Source organism: Nocardioides sp. SYSU D00065 (genome assembly GCF_017916425.1).
GTDB lineage: Bacteria > Actinomycetota > Actinomycetes > Propionibacteriales > Nocardioidaceae > Nocardioides.
Genome location: NZ_JAFMSX010000001.1, coordinates 1658030 through 1674652, shown reverse-complemented (window position 1 = coordinate 1674652; position 16623 = coordinate 1658030). Strand labels below are relative to the sequence as shown.

Annotated in this window: 13 protein-coding genes; 10 read left to right on the top strand and 3 right to left on the bottom strand. The window is 72.8% G+C overall.

Translation table 11 applies throughout. The features are described 5' to 3' along the window. Window positions 1–12: 12 nt before the first annotated feature. Window positions 13–2025: an NADPH-dependent 2,4-dienoyl-CoA reductase gene (locus J3P41_RS07955; RefSeq protein ID WP_210649628.1), complete on the bottom strand. Its 2013-nt coding sequence runs from the start codon at window positions 2023–2025 to the stop codon at window positions 13–15. Further along, window positions 2022–2567 (bottom strand): PadR family transcriptional regulator, encoded by a 546-nt coding sequence (locus J3P41_RS07950; RefSeq protein WP_210649627.1) that lies wholly within the window; start codon window positions 2565–2567, stop codon window positions 2022–2024. The genes J3P41_RS07955 and J3P41_RS07950 overlap by 4 nt, the downstream gene beginning before the upstream one ends. Before the next feature lie 189 nt (window positions 2568–2756). Here J3P41_RS07950 and J3P41_RS07945 point away from each other — a divergent pair, with 189 nt between their 5' ends. The 3 genes from J3P41_RS07945 to J3P41_RS07935 are packed head-to-tail and all read left to right on the top strand — an operon-like array spanning window position 2757 to window position 6615. Beyond that, window positions 2757–3905, top strand: coding sequence for a CaiB/BaiF CoA-transferase family protein (locus tag J3P41_RS07945; protein ID WP_210649626.1), 1149 nt, complete (start codon window positions 2757–2759; stop codon window positions 3903–3905). A gap of 50 nt (window positions 3906–3955) precedes the next feature. Continuing rightward, the gene (locus J3P41_RS07940; RefSeq protein ID WP_210649625.1) at window positions 3956–5125 is read left to right on the top strand and encodes an MFS transporter; all 1170 of its coding nucleotides are present in this window, start codon (window positions 3956–3958) and stop codon (window positions 5123–5125) included. Between the two features lie 41 nt (window positions 5126–5166). Continuing rightward, on the top strand, window positions 5167–6615 hold the full coding sequence (locus J3P41_RS07935; protein WP_210649624.1) for an NAD(P)/FAD-dependent oxidoreductase: 1449 nt from the start codon (window positions 5167–5169) through the stop codon (window positions 6613–6615). A gap of 6 nt (window positions 6616–6621) precedes the next feature. Here the strand turns inward: J3P41_RS07935 and J3P41_RS07930 are convergent, their stop codons facing one another. Next, on the bottom strand, window positions 6622–7710 hold the full coding sequence (locus J3P41_RS07930) for an ABC transporter ATP-binding protein (RefSeq protein ID WP_210649623.1): 1089 nt from the start codon (window positions 7708–7710) through the stop codon (window positions 6622–6624). A 291-nt stretch (window positions 7711–8001) separates the two neighbouring features. Here J3P41_RS07930 and J3P41_RS07925 point away from each other — a divergent pair, with 291 nt between their 5' ends. The 7 genes from J3P41_RS07925 to J3P41_RS07895 all read left to right on the top strand — a co-directional run bounded on the left by J3P41_RS07925 (window position 8002) and on the right by J3P41_RS07895 (window position 16552). After that, on the top strand, window positions 8002–9261 hold the full coding sequence (locus tag J3P41_RS07925) for an extracellular solute-binding protein (RefSeq protein ID WP_210649622.1): 1260 nt from the start codon (window positions 8002–8004) through the stop codon (window positions 9259–9261). 30 nt (window positions 9262–9291) lie between these two features. Then, window positions 9292–10281, top strand: a complete 990-nt coding sequence (locus tag J3P41_RS07920; RefSeq protein ID WP_307861883.1) for a sugar ABC transporter permease — start codon at window positions 9292–9294, stop codon at window positions 10279–10281. Next, the gene (locus J3P41_RS07915; RefSeq protein ID WP_210649620.1) at window positions 10278–11096 is read left to right on the top strand and encodes a carbohydrate ABC transporter permease; all 819 of its coding nucleotides are present in this window, start codon (window positions 10278–10280) and stop codon (window positions 11094–11096) included. Before J3P41_RS07920 ends, J3P41_RS07915 begins: the two co-directional genes overlap by 4 nt. Continuing rightward, on the top strand, window positions 11093–12580 hold the full coding sequence (locus tag J3P41_RS07910; protein WP_210649619.1) for a GH1 family beta-glucosidase: 1488 nt from the start codon (window positions 11093–11095) through the stop codon (window positions 12578–12580). Before J3P41_RS07915 ends, J3P41_RS07910 begins: the two co-directional genes overlap by 4 nt. Window positions 12581–12590: 10 nt before the next feature. Further along, entirely contained in the window at window positions 12591–13625 is a 1035-nt protein-coding gene (locus J3P41_RS07905; RefSeq protein ID WP_210649618.1) for a LacI family DNA-binding transcriptional regulator, read from the top strand. A 217-nt stretch (window positions 13626–13842) separates the two neighbouring features. Continuing rightward, window positions 13843–15330, top strand: a complete 1488-nt coding sequence (locus J3P41_RS07900; RefSeq protein ID WP_210649617.1) for a DEAD/DEAH box helicase — start codon at window positions 13843–13845, stop codon at window positions 15328–15330. Window positions 15331–15490: 160 nt separating this feature from the next. Beyond that, the gene (locus tag J3P41_RS07895) at window positions 15491–16552 is read left to right on the top strand and encodes an LLM class flavin-dependent oxidoreductase (protein ID WP_210649616.1); all 1062 of its coding nucleotides are present in this window, start codon (window positions 15491–15493) and stop codon (window positions 16550–16552) included. Window positions 16553–16623 lie beyond the last annotated feature (71 nt).

Here is a 16623-nt window from a genome sequence, read left to right as displayed (position 1 = left end):
CCCCGGACTTTCTCAGAGCGCCGCGACGAGCTCGGTCCCCTGCCGGATCGCCCGCTCGGCGTCCAGCTCGGCGGCGAGGTCGGCCCCACCGATGAGGTGCGCGGGCCGGTCGAGGCCGTCGTAGAGGTCGCGCACCGAGTCCTGGCCGGCGCACACGACGATCGTGTCGGCGGCGACGACCCGCGCGGCGCCGTCGACGGTAAGGTGGAGCCCCTCGTCGTCGATCCGGTCGTACGTCGCGCCGCTGACGAGCGTCACGTGCGACTGGCGGAGCACCGCACGGTGCGCCCAGCCCGACGTCCGGCCCAGGCCGATGCCGATCGGCGTGGTCTTGCGCTGGACCAGCGTCACCTCGCGGGCCGGGGTGCGCGGCTTGGCCTCCGTCAGGCCGCCCTCGTGCAGCGCGGGGTCGCCGACGCCCCAGTGGGCCAACCAGTCGTCGAGGTCCTCCGCCTGGTGGGTGAGGAAGACGCTCACGTCCACCCCGATCCCGCCGGCCCCGATCACCGCGACCCGGCGCCCGGGCACCACGGCGCCGCTCAGCACGTCGGCGTACGACGCCACGCTCGGGTGGTCGATGCCGGGGATGTCCGGGATGCGGGGTTCGACGCCGGTCGCGACGACGACCTCGTCGAAGCCGGCGAGGTCGCCGGGGCCGGCGGTCGTCCCGAGGCGCACGTCCACGCCGAGGACCTCGAGGCGGCGCATGAAGTAGCGCAGGGTGTCGGCGAAGTCCTCCTTGCCCGGTACGGCCATGGCGAGGCGGAACTGGCCGCCGAGCCGCGGCGAGCGCTCGAACAGCGTGACGGCGAACCCGCGCTCGGCCGCGCTGGTCGCCGCGGCGAGCCCGGCCGGACCGGCGCCGACGACGGCCACGGTCCGCCTGCGCAGTGTCGGCATCAGCACGAGCTCGGTCTCGCGGCAGGCCCGCGGGTTGACCAGGCACGAGGCCCGCTCGTTGCTGAAGACGTGGTCGAGGCACGCCTGGTTGCAGGCGATGCACGTGTTGATCTCGTCGGCGCGCTCGTCCATCGCCTTGGCGACGAAGGCGGGGTCGGCCAGCAGCGGGCGGGCCATCGAGACCAGGTCGGCCTCACCCGCGGCGAGGATGTCCTCGGCGAGCTCGGGGGTGTTGATCCGGTTCGACGCGCACACCGGGACGTCGACCACCTGCTTGAGCCGGGCGGTGTACGACCGCCACGCCCCGCGCGGCACCTGCGTGATGATCGTGGGCACCCTCGCCTCGTGCCATCCGATGCCGGTGTTGAGCACCGTCACGCCGGCCGCCTGGAGGTGCAGCGCCAGCTCGGCGGTCTCCTCCCAGGTCTGGCCGCCCTCGACGAGGTCGAGCAATGAGATCCGGTACACGAGGGGGAAGTCGTCGCCGACCAGCTCGCGCGAGCGGCGTACGACCTCGACCGGGAAGCGCATGCGACGGCTCGGCGAGCCGCCCCACTGGTCGTCGCGGTCGTTGGTCCGCGCGGCGAGGAACTGGTTGATGAGGTAGCCCTCGGAGCCCATGATCTCGGCCGCGTCGTAGCCGGCCTTCCGGGCCAGCGCGACGCTGCGGGCGAACGCCGTGGCAGTGCGGTCGACCTCCTTGCTGGACATCGCGCTCGGTCGGAACGGTGTGATCGGCGACTTCCTGGCCGAGGCGCCCTGGGAGAGCGGGTGGTAGCCGTAGCGGCCGGCGTGCAGCACCTGCAGGGCGATCGCGCCGCCGGCGTCGTGCACCGCGCCGGTGATCCGCTCGTGGCGCGCGGCGTGCAGCCGGTTGGTCATCTCCGACGCGAACGGCTTGAGCCAGCCGCGCTTGGTGGGGGCGTAGCCGCCGGTGATGATCAGCCCGACGCCGCCGCGTGCGCGCTCGGTGAAGAAGGCCGCGAGCCGGTCGATGTCCCAGGGACGGTCCTCGAGCCCGGTGTGCATCGAGCCCATCACCACCCGGTTGCGCAGCACCAGGGCGTCCGGACCGGTGCCGAGGGTCAGCGGGGCGAGGAGGTGGGGGTAGCGCGGGTGCGTCATGGGTGGGGCTTCCTGTCGTGTGCCTGCAGGTACTCGGTGATCCAGTCGATCCAGAACCGCTCCAGCCGGATGCCGCCGCGCAGCACGAGCCACTGGTCGAGCCCCGCCTCGTCGAGGGCGGCGGGGTCGGGGAACTGCTCGCGCTCCAGCGACTCGTAGTGCGCGAGCCGGGTGGCGTGGTCGGCGCGGACGCCGTGCAGGTGGCGGGTCAGCGCCGCGCGGTCGCCATACGCCGCTCCGCGCAGCTTGACGGCGAGCTCGCTGCGGAACGTCTCGCGGGGGATCGGGGCGGCGAGCCAGTCGGCGAGCACCCGCCGACCCGTCGCCGACGGGGTGTGCACCCGCTTGTCGGGTCGTCCCTCCTGCTCGACGACCTCGACGGTGACCCAGCCGTCGGCCTCCATCCGCGCGAGCACGCGGTAGATCTGCTGGTGGGTCGCGTGCCAGAAGAAGCCGATCGACCTCTCGAACCGTCGGGTGAGGTCGAGGCCGCTCGCGGGTCGCTCGCTCAGCGCGACGAGGAGCGCGTGCTCGAGGGCCATGCATGGAGTGTCGCCGACCTATGCAACGAGTTGCAAGCCTGGCGTGGTTGAGGGATCCCCGGTCGGCCGGGGATCCCTGAAGTTGTCAGGCCATGCAAGGGCCGACAACCTGCGGAACCCCCGGCCAGCCGGGGATCACTAAATCCCGCCCCACAGCGACCCCGACAGCAACGGTGTCATCATCGGCGCATGACGTACGAGCTGGGGCAGGGCACCGGTCCGCTGCGGGGCGTGCGGGTGGTCGAGATCGCGGGGATCGGGCCCGGACCGCACGCCTGCATGGTCCTGGCGGACCTCGGCGCGGACGTGGTGCGGATCGAGCGACCGGGCGGCGGGATGTTCGCCGGGGGCCGCGCCGACCTGCTCAACCGCGGCCGGCCGAGCGTCGCGCTCGACCTCAAGCGCCCCGAGGCGGTGGCGACCGTGCTGGGCCTCGTCGAGCGCGCCGACGTGCTCGTCGAGGGGATGCGACCCGGCGCGATCGAGCGCCTCGGGCTCGGCCCGGAGGAGTGCCTGGCCCGCAACCCCCGGCTCGTGTTCGCCCGGATGACGGGATGGGGCCAGGACGGACCGTGGAGCGAGGTCGCCGGCCACGACCTGAACTACGTCGCCGTCAGCGGCGCCCTGCACGGCCTCGGCCAGGACCCCGGCCGGCCGCAGTTCCCCGGCAACCTGCTCGGCGACTTCGGGGGCGGCTCGACGTACCTGGTCATCGGCGTCCTCGCCGCGCTGATCGAGGCCCGGGCCGGCGGCCGCGGGCAGGTCGTCGACGCCGCGATCGTCGACGGCGCCGCGCACCTCAACGCCATCGGGTCGAGCTTCGCGGCGATGGGCCTGGACCCCGACCGGCGCCGCTCCGGCCTGCTCGACGGCGGCACGCCCTGGTACGACGTGTACGAGACCGCCGACGGCCGGCACGTCAGCGTCGCCGCCCTCGAGCCGCAGTTCTGGGCCGCCCTGGTCGAGCGGATCGGCGTCGCGCTGCCCGACCGCGACGACCCCGCCCAGCACGCGAGCATCAGGGAGGCGCTCACCCGGAGGTTCCGGGAGCGGACGCAGGCCGAGTGGGCCGAGGTGTTCGACGGCACCGATGCGTGCGTCGCGCCCGTCGTACGGCTCGCCGACGCGCCGCACCACCCGCACCTGGCCGCTCGCGGGACGTTCGTGTCGCCGGGCGGGGTGACCCAGCCGGCGCCGGCGCCGCGCTTCTCGCGCACCGCGACCGCCGTCGGCGCGCCGCCGGCCCTGCCTGGCGAGCACACGCGGGAGGCGCTGGCCGCGTGGGGCATCGGCGACATCGATGCCCTGGTCGCGAGCGGGGCGGCTGTCCAGGCCTGAGGCGCGGCGCCGCTCGGTCGTCGCCGAGGCCGTCTGGCACGCTGGGGGCCGTGGACAGGCGGCAGGGAGCACTCGCCGTCGCGGTCGTGGTCGTCGCGCAGCTCCTGGGCACCTCGCTGTGGTTCAGCGCCAACGCGGCCGCCGCCGATCTCCGCGGGATCTGGGACCTGAGCGACGCCGACCTCGGACGGCTGACGATGGCGGTGCAGGCCGGCTTCGTGACCGGGACGCTGCTCGGCGCGGTCACCAGCCTGGCGGACCGCTACGCAGCGAGCCGGATCTTCGCCTGCGCCTGCGTGCTCGGGTCCGCCGCCAACGCTGGCTTCGCGTTGCTCGCCGAGGACACGGTGTCCGGGATGGCCTGGCGTTTCGTCACCGGCCTGTGCCTGGCCGGCATCTACCCCCTCGGCATGAAGCTGGTCGTCTCCTGGGCCCCCGACCGCGCGGGCCGGGCGCTCGGCTGGCTGGTCGGGATGCTGACGCTCGGGACCGCGCTGCCGCACCTGGTCTCCTCGCTCGGCGTCGGATGGGACTGGCGCGCGGTCGTGCTGGCTTCCTCCGCGCTCGCGCTGGCCGCCGGCGCGGCCGTGCTGCGGCTCGGCGACGGGCCGCACCTGCCGCGCGGCGACGCCCGCGGCCTGCGTCCGGGCGCGGTCCTCCAGGCGTTCCGCGTGCGCTCCTACCGCGGTGCCGCCCTCGGCTACTTCGGCCACATGTGGGAGCTCTACGCCTTCTGGACGGTCGTGCCGCTGCTGCTCCTCGACGTGGTCGTCGGCGGTCCGGGCGAGCTGAGCGCGTGGGCGTTCGTCGTCATCGGCGCCGGGGCGGTCGGCTCGGTCGCCGGCGGAGTGTGGAGCGGGCGGGTCGGCGAGGCGCGCGTGGCCGCGGCGGCGCTCGCCGCCTCGGGCACCATCTGCCTGGTCTACCCGCTCGTGGCCGGCGGGCCGTCCTGGCTGGTGCTGGCGGTGCTGGTGCTGTGGGGCGTCGCGGTCGTGGCCGACTCGGCCCAGTTCTCGGCGCTCTCGGCCAGGGCGTGCCCGCCGCACCTCGTCGGCAGCGCGCTGGCGGTGCAGAACGGCATCGGGTTCGCCCTCACGATCGGCGCCATCGCGCTGGCGTCGGCCCTGGTCGGCGACCTCGGCCCGCACGTGTCGTGGCTCCTGCTCCCGGGACCGGTCCTGGGGCTGCTGGCCATGGCGCGCGACCTGCGCCGGGTGTAACTCCCAGTTGCACGAGCGCGCCGCTCGCCTAGGCTCGGGGCGTGAGCAAAGCCGACCACGTCGACGTGCTGATCATCGGCGCCGGGCTCTCGGGCATCGGAGCGGCGGCCCACCTGGTCAAGGACCTGCCGGGCACGACGTACGCCGTCCTCGAGCGCCGCGACGCCAGCGGCGGCACGTGGGACCTGTTCCGCTACCCCGGCGTCCGCTCGGACTCCGACATGCACACGCTCGGCTACCGCTTCCGTCCCTGGCGCGGGCACACCTCGCTGGCCGACGGCGCGTCGATCCTCGCCTACGTGCGCGACACGGCCCGCGAGTACGGCGTGGACGACCACATCCGCTACGGCCACCACGTCACCGCCGCCTCCTGGGACGCCGCCACTGCCCGCTGGAGCGTCACCGCCCGGGTGGGGGAGGAGACGGTCACCGTGACCGCGGACTTCCTGTGGGCCTGCAGCGGCTACTACGACTACGACCGGGGCCACACGCCTCACTTCGAGGGCCAGGAGCGCTTCCGCGGCGAGGTGGTCCATCCGCAGCACTGGCCCCAGGACCTCGACCACGCCGGCAAGCGCGTGGTCGTCATCGGGTCGGGGGCGACCGCGGTGACGCTGGTCCCGGCGCTCGCCGCGTCCGGAGCCGCCCACGTCACCATGCTGCAGCGCTCGCCCACCTACGTCCTGTCCGTGCCGGGCCAGGACGGGCTGAAGCGCAGGCTGACCTCGCTCGTCGGCGAGCGGACGTCGTACGCCGTCACCCGGTGGAAGAACATCGCGGTGCAGTCGGCGCTGTACAAGCTGAGTCGCCGCCGCCCGGACCTCGTGCGCACCGTGGTGCGCAAGGCCAACGTGGCGCTGCTGCCGCCGGGGTACGCCGTCGACACGCACTTCAACCCCACCTACGACCCGTGGGACCAGCGGCTGTGCCTGGTGCCCGACGGCGACCTGTTCCGCGCGATCAGGGCCGGCTCGGCGACGGTGGTCACCGACCGGATCGTCACCTTCACCGAGACGGGACTGGAGCTGGCCTCCGGTGACCGGCTCGAGGCCGACGTCGTGGTCACCGCGACGGGGCTCGAGCTGCAGGTCTTCGGCGGCGCAGAGCTCAGCGTCGACGGCGAGGTCGTCGAGCCGCGCGAGACCATGGCCTACCGGGCGATGATGCTGTCGGGGGTGCCCAACTTCGCCTTCACCATCGGCTACACCAACGCGTCGTGGACGCTCAAGGCCGACCTCGTCGCCGAGTACGTCGTGCGCGTGCTGGCCCGGATGCGCGCCACCGGTTCGCGCTCGGTCGTGCCGGTGCGCGACCCGGCGGTGAAGGAGGTGCCGCTGCTCGACTTCGAGTCCGGCTACGTCCAGCGGGCGCTGCACGCCCTGCCGCGACAGGGCGCGGTCGCGCCGTGGCAGCTCAAGCAGAGCTACGTCCACGACGCCCTCGCGCTGCGGACTGCGCGGCTCGACGACGGCGTCCTGCGCTGGTCCTGACCGCGCTCAGGCGCTGAGCCGCTCGCCCGAGGCGGTGTCGAAGACGTGCACCTCGCTCGGTTCGACGACCAGGCCGACCTGCTCGCCCTTCTCCAGCCGCCGGCGACCGTCGACCCGCACGACGCACTGGGCGACCTCCTCGGCGAGGGCGGGATCGCTGGGCGTGACGTAGACGAAGCTGTCGGAGCCGAGCTCCTCGACCACCCGCAGGGTGCCGCGGATGCCCTCGCCGGCCTCCGCGAGGCGCCACGCGTGCGGGCGTACGCCGAGGGTGACGGCACGGCCGGCCCGCGTGGCGACGCCCCGCTCCAGCGGCACGCGGTGCCCGGCGACGACGGCGACGCCGTCCGCCACGACCGCAGGCAGCAGGTTCATCGCCGGGGAGCCGATGAACCCGGCCACGAACAGGTTCGCGGGGCGGTCGTAGAGACCGAGCGGGGTGTCGACCTGCTGCAGCACCCCGTCCTTGAGCACGGCCACCCGGTCGCCCATGGTCATCGCCTCGACCTGGTCGTGGGTGACGTACACGGTCGTGACGCCGAGCCGCTGCTGCAGCGCGGCGATCTGGGTGCGGGTGGACACACGGAGCTTGGCGTCGAGGTTGGACAGCGGCTCGTCCATCAAGAAGACCTCCGGCCGCCGCACGATGGCACGGCCCATGGCCACCCGCTGACGCTGGCCTCCGGACAGGGCCTTGGGCTTGCGGTGGAGGTAGTCGGTGAGGTCGAGCAGCCGGGCGGCCTCCTGCACCCGCTCGGCGCGCTCGGCCTTGCCGACGCCGGCGATCTTGAGCGCGAAGCCCATGTTGTCGCCCACGGTCATGTGCGGGTAGAGAGCGTAGTTCTGGAACACCATCGCGATGTCGCGGTCCTTGGGCACCTCGCGGGTGACGTCCCGCTCGCCGATGCGGATCGACCCCGCGTCGCACTCCTCCAGGCCCGCCAGCATCCGCAGCGACGTCGACTTGCCGCAGCCGGACGGTCCGACGAGCACCATGAACTCGCCGTCCTCGATCTCCAGGTCGAGCGCCTCGACCGCCGCGCGGTCCGCACCCGGGTAGTGGCGCCCGGCGCCGACGAAGCTCACTGATGCCATCGTGTGGTTCCCCTCGCGAAGTGGTGGTGTGACGCCCGGGCGGTGGCCGCCCAGGACGTCGCTGCTCACCGTACGCAGCGGCAGGCGTGCCGTCTAGTGGAAGCGCTCTCATTCAAATGGTGGACTTGTGCGCGCTCCATTGACACTCGAATGTGACGCCTGTCATGGTGAACCGCGGACGTAAGTGGAAGCGCTCTCACGCATCGGTGCTGACGTCCACCCCGAGCCGGGCAACCCGTCCGGCCTTCGCACGGCAGGAGTGCAGTGGTGCAGACATCGAAGAGCCGGCGAGTGCGACTCGCCACGAGCGCGTTGCTGGCGCTCACCCTCGCGACGACGGCGGCCGCGTGCGGCGGCAGCGACGACGAGGGCACGACCGCGGACGGCAAGATCAAGCTCACCGTCGCGACCTTCAACGAGTTCGGCTACGAGGAGCTCATCGAGGAGTACAACGCGATGCAGGACGAGGTCGTCGTCGAGCAGAAGAAGGCCGGCACGGCCAACGAGCACCAGGACAACCTCTACACCAAGCTGGCCGCGGGCTCGGGCCTGTCGGACATCGAGGCGGTCGAGGTCGACTGGTGGGCGGCGCTGATGGAGCAGGCCGACGCCTTCGAGGACCTCTCCGACCCGGAGGTGGAGGGACGCTGGCTGGACTGGAAGACCGAGGCGGCCACCACCGACGACGGCCGGCTCATCGGCTACGGCACCGACATCGGCCCCGAGGGCATCTGCTACCGCGCCGACCTGCTCGAGAAGGCCGGCATGCCGACCGACCGCGAGGAGGTGGCCAAGATGTTCACCACCTGGGACGACTACTTCGAGGCGGGTCGCCAGTTCGTGAAGAAGGTGCCCGACGTCGCCTGGTACGACAGCTCCGGCGCGACCGCCCAGGCGATGATCAACCAGACGGAGTACTCCTTCGAGGACGAGGACAACAACGTCATCGCCGCGGAGAACCCGCAGGTCAAGGAGGTCTTCGACACCGTCACGGCGCTGTCGGAGGAGGGCCTGTCGACCCAGCTCGTGCAGTGGGCCGAGGACTGGACCGCGTCGTTCCAGAACGACGGCTTCGCCACCATGGCGTGCCCCGGCTGGATGCTCGGCGTCATCGAGGGCAACGCCGAGGGCGTCGAGGGCTGGGACATCGCTAACGTCTTCCCGGGCGGGGCCGGCCTGTGGGGCGGCTCCTACCTGACGGTGCCCACCCAGGGCGACCACGTCGAGGAGGCCAAGGAGCTCGCCAAGTGGCTGACCGCCCCTGAGCAGCAGCTCAAGGCGTTCGACGCCAAGTTCACCTTCCCGAGCCAGGTCGAGGCCCTGGAGGACCCGGGACTGCTCGACCACACCAGCCCGTTCTTCAACGACGCCCCGACCGGGCAGATCCTCGCCGACCGCGCGGAGGCCATCGAGTTCATCCCGCACAAGGGTCCCAAGTACGCCGACATCAACACGGCGTTCCAGCAGGCGATCCAGCGCGTCGACGAGGGCAAGGAGTCCCCCGAGGACGCCTGGCAGTCGTTCCTGGCCGACGTCGAGCGGCTGGGCTGATTCTTCGCGATGGGTGTGGGTTCAACTGCCGTGAAGCAGGTCGGGGGCGCCGGTGGCCCGGCGTCCCCGACCCGGGCACGGCCCGACAGCGCCGACGTACGCCGCTCCGCGTGGCGGCGCCGGCTCTCCCGGCTCGACACCAGGGTCACGCCCTACGTGTTCGTCTCCCCGTTCTTCCTGCTGTTCCTGCTGGTGGGCATGTTCCCGCTCGCCTACACGGCGTTCGTGTCGGTCCACCAGTGGGGGCTGCTGTCGGGGCAGGGCGACTTCGCCGGCCTCGACAACTACCGGCGCGTGCTGGAGGACCGCTACTTCTGGAACGCCCTGCGCAACACCGTCAGCATCTTCGTGCTGTCGTCGGTGCCGCAGGTGGTCATCGCGCTGGTGCTGGCTGGCCTGCTCGACACGCAGCTGCGGGCGCGCAACCTGTGGCGGATGAGCGTCCTGCTGCCCTTCGTCGTGGCACCCGCGGCGGTGGCGCTGATCTTCGGCAACGTCTTCGGCGACCGCTACGGCCTGGTCAACGAGGTGCTGCAGGGGATCGGCCTCGAGCCGATCCGCTGGCACGTCGACACGCTCGCCAGCCACGTCGCCATCGCGTCGATGGTCAACTGGCGCTGGACCGGCTACAACGCGCTGATCTTCCTGGCCGCGATGCAGGCGGTGCCGCGTGACGTCTACGAGTCGGCAGCGCTCGACGGGGCCGGCCGGATCCGCCAGTTCGTGTCGATGACCGTCCCGATGATCCGCCCCACCGTGCTCTTCGTGGTCATCACCTCCACGATCGGCGGACTGCAGATCTTCGCCGAGCCGCGGCTCTTCGACACCGCCGGCCTCGGCGGCTCCGACCGGCAGTACCAGACCCTCACGATGTACCTCTGGGAGCTCGGCTGGCGGGTGCGCGACCTCGGCATGGCGTCGGCGGTGGCGTGGCTGCTGTTCCTCATCATCGTGGTGTTCGCGGTGGTCAACCTGCTCATCAGCCGGCGAGCCGGCGCGCTGCGGGGGGTGGACGGATGAACCGGCGTCCCGGATTCCTCGTCTACGGCCTGCTCACCGCGTTCGTGCTGGGCTCGTGCGCGCCGCTGTACTGGTCCTTCCTGGTCGGCTCGCACAGCCGTGAGGTGCTCACCAAGCGGGTCCCGCCGCTCCTGCCCGGCGGACACTTCTGGGACAACGCCCAGCGCGCGATCGACGCGGTGCCGTTCTGGAAGGCCCTGGGCAACAGTCTGCTGGTCTCGGGCACGGTCGCCACCTCGGTGGTGTTCTTCTCCACGCTGGCCGGCTTCGCCTTCGCCAAGCTCGCGTTCAAGGGCCGCACCCCGCTGCTCGTGTTCGTGGTCGCGACGCTCGCGGTGCCGACCCAGCTCGGCGTGATCCCGCTGTTCATCGTGATGGCCAAGCTCGGCTGGGTGGGCTCGATGTGGGCTCTCATCGTGCCCGGCATGGTGACCGCGTTCGGGGTGTTCTTCATGCGGCAGTACCTCGTCGACGCCGTGCCCGACGAGCTCGTCGAGGCGGCGCGGGTGGACGGATGCTCGCTGTTCCGCACCTTCTGGAACGTCGCCGTGCCCGCCGCCCGGCCCGCCGCGGGGATCCTGTGGCTGTTCACCTTCATGGCCACGTGGACCGACTTCTTCTGGCCGCTGATCGTGCTGCCGGCCAGCAACCCCACGATCCAGATCGCACTCCAGCAGCTGCAGAGCGGCTACTACGTCGACTACAGCCTCGTGCTCGCCGGCGCCACCCTCTCCGTGGTCCCGCTGCTGGTCCTCTTCGTCCTCACCGGCCGCCAGATGGTCGCCGGCATCATGCAAGGAGCAGTCAAGGGATGAGCGTGCAGAGCAGGACCCCCGCCGAGCCGGGCACCGCCGCGGCCGCGACCGCGGAGCCGGTCCGCTTCCCCGCGGACTTCGTCTGGGGGATGGCCACCGCGTCCTACCAGATCGAGGGCGCCGCCGCCGAGGACGGACGGACGCCGTCGATCTGGGACACCTTCTCCCGGGTCCCCGGCGCCGTGATGAACGGCGACACCGGCGACGTGGCCTGCGACCACTACCACCGGATGCCGCAGGACGTGGCGCTGCTCGCCGACCTCGGCGCGACGTCGTACCGCTTCTCGGTGGCCTGGCCGCGCGTGCGACCCGACGCCGGTGCGGTCAACCCGGCCGGACTCGCGTTCTACGACCGCCTCGTCGACGAGCTGCTGTCGCGGGGGATCGCCCCGTGGCTCACGCTCTACCACTGGGACCTGCCGCAGGTGCTCGAGGACGCGGGCGGGTGGACCAACCGCGACACCGCGCACCGGTTCGTGGAGTACGCCCTGTCGGTGCACGACGCGCTCGGCGACCGGGTCCCGACGTGGACCACCCTCAACGAGCCCTTCTGCTCCTCGCTCCTGGGCTACGCCGCGGGCCACCACGCGCCGGGCCGGCAGGAGGGTGCTGCCGGGCTGGTCGCGGCCCACCACCTGCTGCTGGGCCACGGCATGGCGACGCAGGAGCTGCGCAGCCGCGGCGCCGACCGCCTCGGGCTGAGCCTCAACCTCACGGTCCCCGACCCCAGCGACCCCGACGACCAGGTCGACGTCGACGCCGCGCGGCGCATCGACGCCCTGCACAACCGGCTGTTCCTCGACCCCGTCCTCCGCGGCTCCTACCCCGCCGACCTGCTGGAGGACACCGCCGGCCTCACGTGGCAGGGCCGGCCGTGGTACGACGTCGTGCGCGACGGCGACCTGGCGATCACGTCCGCGCCGATCGACGTGCTCGGCGTGAACTACTACCACGGCAACGAGGTGTCCGGGCACCCGCGCACCGACGTCGTCGGCCTCGGCGCGGACCACCCCGACCGGGTCGCGCTCTCCCCCTTCGTGGGCTCCGAGCACGTCACCTTCCCCAGCCGCGGGCTGCCGGTGACCGACATGGGCTGGGAGATCCAGCCCGAGGGCCTGCACCGGCTGCTGCGCCGCCTCCACGACGACTACCCGCACCTGCCGATCTACCTCACCGAGACCGGGGCCGCCTTCGACGACCGCCGCGACGAGCACGGGCGGGTGCACGACCCGGACCGGATCGACTTCCTCGACTCCTACCTCCGCGCCGTGCACCGCGCGGTCGAGGAGGGGGTCGACGTGCGCGGGTTCTTCCAGTGGTCGTTCTGCGACAACTTCGAGTGGGCCTTCGGCTACGCCAAGCGGTTCGGCCTCGTCCACGTCGACTACGCCACCCAGGAGCGGACGCCGAAGTCGAGCGCCCACTGGTACGCCGAGCTGTCCCGCACCGGGATCCTGCCTGCGCGCGACCCCGCCGGCGACTAGCGTGGCGCGCGTGAGCACCTCGCGGACCCCGGCCGGCACGGGCTCGCCGACCCTCGACGAGGTGGCGCGCGTCGCCGGGGTGTCCCGCGCGACGGCGTCGCGGGCGATCAACGGGGGCCAGCGCGTCAGTGCCCGCGCGCAGTCGGCGGTCGACACGGCGGTGCGCACGCTCGGCTACGTCCCCAACCCGGCCGCCCGCAGCCTGGTGACGCGGCGTACGGACTCGATCGCCGTCGTCGTCCCGGAGCCCGACGACCGTGTGTTCTCCGACCCGTTCTTCGCCGGCACCCTGCGCGGGGTCACCCGGGTGCTGGGGGAGCGCGACCTCCAGCTGGTGCTGCTGCTGGCGCGGCCGGGGGCCTCCACCGCCCGCACCCTGCGCTACCTCACCGCCCGCCACGTCGACGGGGCGCTCGTGGTGTCCCACCACCGCGACGACCGGCTGGCCGAGCAGCTGGCCGACATCGGGCTGCCGTGCGTCTTCGGCGGGCGGCCGTGGACCGGCGGCGACCGGGTGGCCTACGTCGACGTGGACAACACCGCGGGCGAGCGCGAGGCGACCGAGGTCCTGCTGGCCCGGGGGTGCGCCCGCATCGGCACCATCGCCGGGCCCGCGGACATGACGGCCGCGGCCGACCGGCTGGCGGGCTGGCGCGAGGCGATGGGGACCGCGGGCCTGCCCACCGACGCGGTCGAGCACGGCGACTTCACCGAGGAGAGCGGCGTGCGCGCCGCCCGGGCCCTGCTGGAGCGCCACCCCGACCTCGACGGCCTCGTCGTCGCCTCCGACCTGATGGCCGTGGGGGCGCTGCGGGTGCTGGCCGAGCTGGGGCGTCGGGTGCCCGAGGACATCGCCGTCGTCGGCTACGACGACCTCGGCGTGGCCGAGCGCACGACGCCGCCCCTGACCACGGTCCGCCAGCCCGTCGAGGTGATGGCGGAGCGCGCGACGCGGCTGCTGCTCGAGCGCGTCGACGGGGTCGACGGCAGCCACCCGGTCCGGCTGATCATCCCGCCGACCCTGGTGCGTCGCGACAGCGCCTGAACGCGGTCCGGGTCCGCGCCCGGTGGTCGAGGATTCACGGGAACACCACCGGCCCCACTAGCGTTGTCACCACAGACGCCCGGTCGGTCTTGCCCCGGGCGCAGGTCGTCGCCCGACACGCTCGGTGCGACACCTCCCTCACTCTGAGGCACGTACGCCGCACACGTCCCAAGCGCAGCGGCTCACGGTGGCGAGACGCCAACCGAAAGCAACTCACATGACCTTCGCCGACCTCGGCGTGCCGTCCTCGCTCGTGCAGATCCTCGAGCAGCAGGGCATCACCACTCCCACTCCCATCCAGGCCGCGACGCTGCCCGACAGCCTCGCCGGGCGCGACGTGCTCGGTCGTGGCCGCACCGGCTCGGGCAAGACGTACGGCTTCCTGCTCCCGCTGGTCGCCCGCCTCGACGCCAGCAAGCTGCCGGCCATGCCGCGCAAGCCGCGCGCGCTCATCCTCGCCCCGACGCGTGAGCTCGTCGGCCAGATCCACGCCGCGCTCGCGCCGCTGGCCAAGACCGCCGGCCTCTCGACCGTCGTCGTCTACGGCGGCGTGGGCCAGAACCCGCAGGTCACCGCGCTCAAGAAGGGCGTCGACGTCGTCATCGCCTGCCCCGGGCGGCTGGAGGACCTCATGGGCCAGGGCTTCGCCGACCTCTCGGCCGTCGAGATCACCATCCTCGACGAGGCCGACCACATGGCCGACCTGGGCTTCCTGCCCGGTGTCCGCCGGATCATGGACAAGACCCCGCGCAGCGGCCAGCGACTGCTGTTCTCGGCCACGCTCGACAAGGCGATCGACGTCCTGGTCAAGCGGTTCCTGACCAACCCGGTGACCCACGAGGCCGACTCGGCGCAGTCGCCGGTGGCCACGATGCACCACCACGTGCTGCACCTGACGCGCGAGCAGCGGGTGCCGGTGCTGGTCGACCTCACCAGCGCCCCGGGCCGCACGGTCGTCTTCACGCGCACCAAGTACGGCGCCAAGGCGCTGGCCCGCCAGCTCAACAAGTCCGGCGTGCCGAGCGTCGAGCTGCACGGGAACCTGTCGCAGAACGCGCGGACCCGCAACATGGAGGCGTTCCACGCCGGCACCGCGACGACCCTCGTCGCCACCGACATCGCCGCGCGCGGCATCCACGTCGACGACGTGGCGCTCGTCGTGCACGCCGATCCGCCGGTCGAGCACAAGGCCTACCTGCACCGCTCCGGACGTACGGCGCGCGCCGGCAACGAGGGCACCGTCGTCACCCTCATGACCGACGAGCAGCAGCGCGACGTGCGCGACCTGACCCGCCAGGCGGGCATCAAGCCGGTCACCACCAAGGTCGACGGCCCCGGCCACCCCGTGCTGGCGCAGCTGGCTCCGGGTGAGCGGACCCTTGTGCCCGGCGGTCTCGTCGTCGAGGCGCCGGCGTCGGGTGGCGGTGGCCGCTCCACGGGCGCCAACGCCCAGCGCAAGCGTGCTCGCCGCTCCGGCCAGACCAACGGCCAGTCGCGTCGGGGCAACCCGACCAGCTACACCAGCGAGACCCCCAGCTCCACCGGCGGCGGCCAGCGTCGCCGCTCCGGCGGCGGTCAGGGCGGTCAGGGCGGTCAGGGCGGCGGCGCAGGTCGTCGTCGCTCCGGTGGCGGCCAGTCCGCCTCGTCCGGTCAGTCCCAGGGCGGTCGCGCGCACAGCGCCTCCTCCTTCAGCCGCGGCCGCTGAGCGAGTTCGGCCCCGTGTGGGATCCCCGGCCGGCCGGGGATCCCTCAGCTTGTCGGCCCTTGCAAAGCCTGACAACGTACGGAAGAGCCTGACGTCCGGGGATCACTCGGAATGCGCGCCACGGCCAGATGGTTCACCCTTCAACCAATGGAGGAGCGCCATGACTGACGACCACACCGTGCTCGGCACCCGCGAGCACATCTCGCTAGGCCTCGACACCTTCGGCGACGTGCCGCTCGACGGGGCCCCGGACAACCACGCCGAGACGCTGCGCGAGGTCGTCGCGGAGGCGGTCCTGGCCGACCGGGTCGGCATCGACTACATCGGCCTGGGCGAGCACCACCGCGCCGACTACGCGATCACCGCACCCGATGTGGTGCTGGCCGCGATCGCCGGGCGGACCGAGCGGATCCGGCTCGGCACCGGCGTCACGGTGCTGTCCTCCGACGACCCGATCCGGGTCTACGAGCGCTTCGCCACGCTGGACGCGGTGTCCGGCGGGCGCGCGGAGGTGCAGCTCGGTCGGGGCTCCTTCGTGGAGTCGTTCGGCCTCTTCGGCCTCGACCTCGGCGACTACGACCGGCTCTTCGACGAGAAGCTCGACCTGTTCGCCGCGCTGCAGCACGAGCAGCCGGTGACCTGGGAGGGCACCTTCCGCACGCCGCTGGTCGACCAGCCGGTCTACCCGACGACCGCCGCGGGGAAGCTGCCCGCGTGGATCGGCGTCGGCGGCACCCCGCAGTCCGTCGTACGAGCGGCTCGCTACGGCATGCCGTTGATGCTCGCCGTCATCGGCGGGTCGCCGGCAGCCTTCGCCCCCCTCGCCGACCTGTACCGCGACGCGCTGGGCCAGCTCGGCCTCCCCGAGCTGCCGATCGGCATGCACTCGCCCGGCCACGTCGCCGCCACCGACGAGGAGGCGCGCGAGCAGCTCTACCCCCACCAGGCCGAGGTGGTGACCCGCATCGGCCGCGAGCGCGGCTGGGGCCCCTACAGCCGGATCGCCTTCGAGCAGGCCGCCGCCCCGCAGGGCGCGCTGTTCGTCGGGTCGCTCGAGACCGTGGCGCAGAAGATCGCGTGGGCGGCGCGCACGCTCGGGCTCTCCCGGTTCCAGCTGAAGTACTCGGTCGGCGCCCTGCCCCACGAGCAGCGGATGGAGTCGATCCGGCTCTACGGCGAGGAAGTCGTCCCCCGGGTGCGCGAGCTGCTCGCGGCCGGCTGAGCCCGCCGTCGGCGGCCGCTCGGCGACCCTGCCCGAAGGGTGGAGCGCCGGCCGGACGCTCGGTGGTTGGA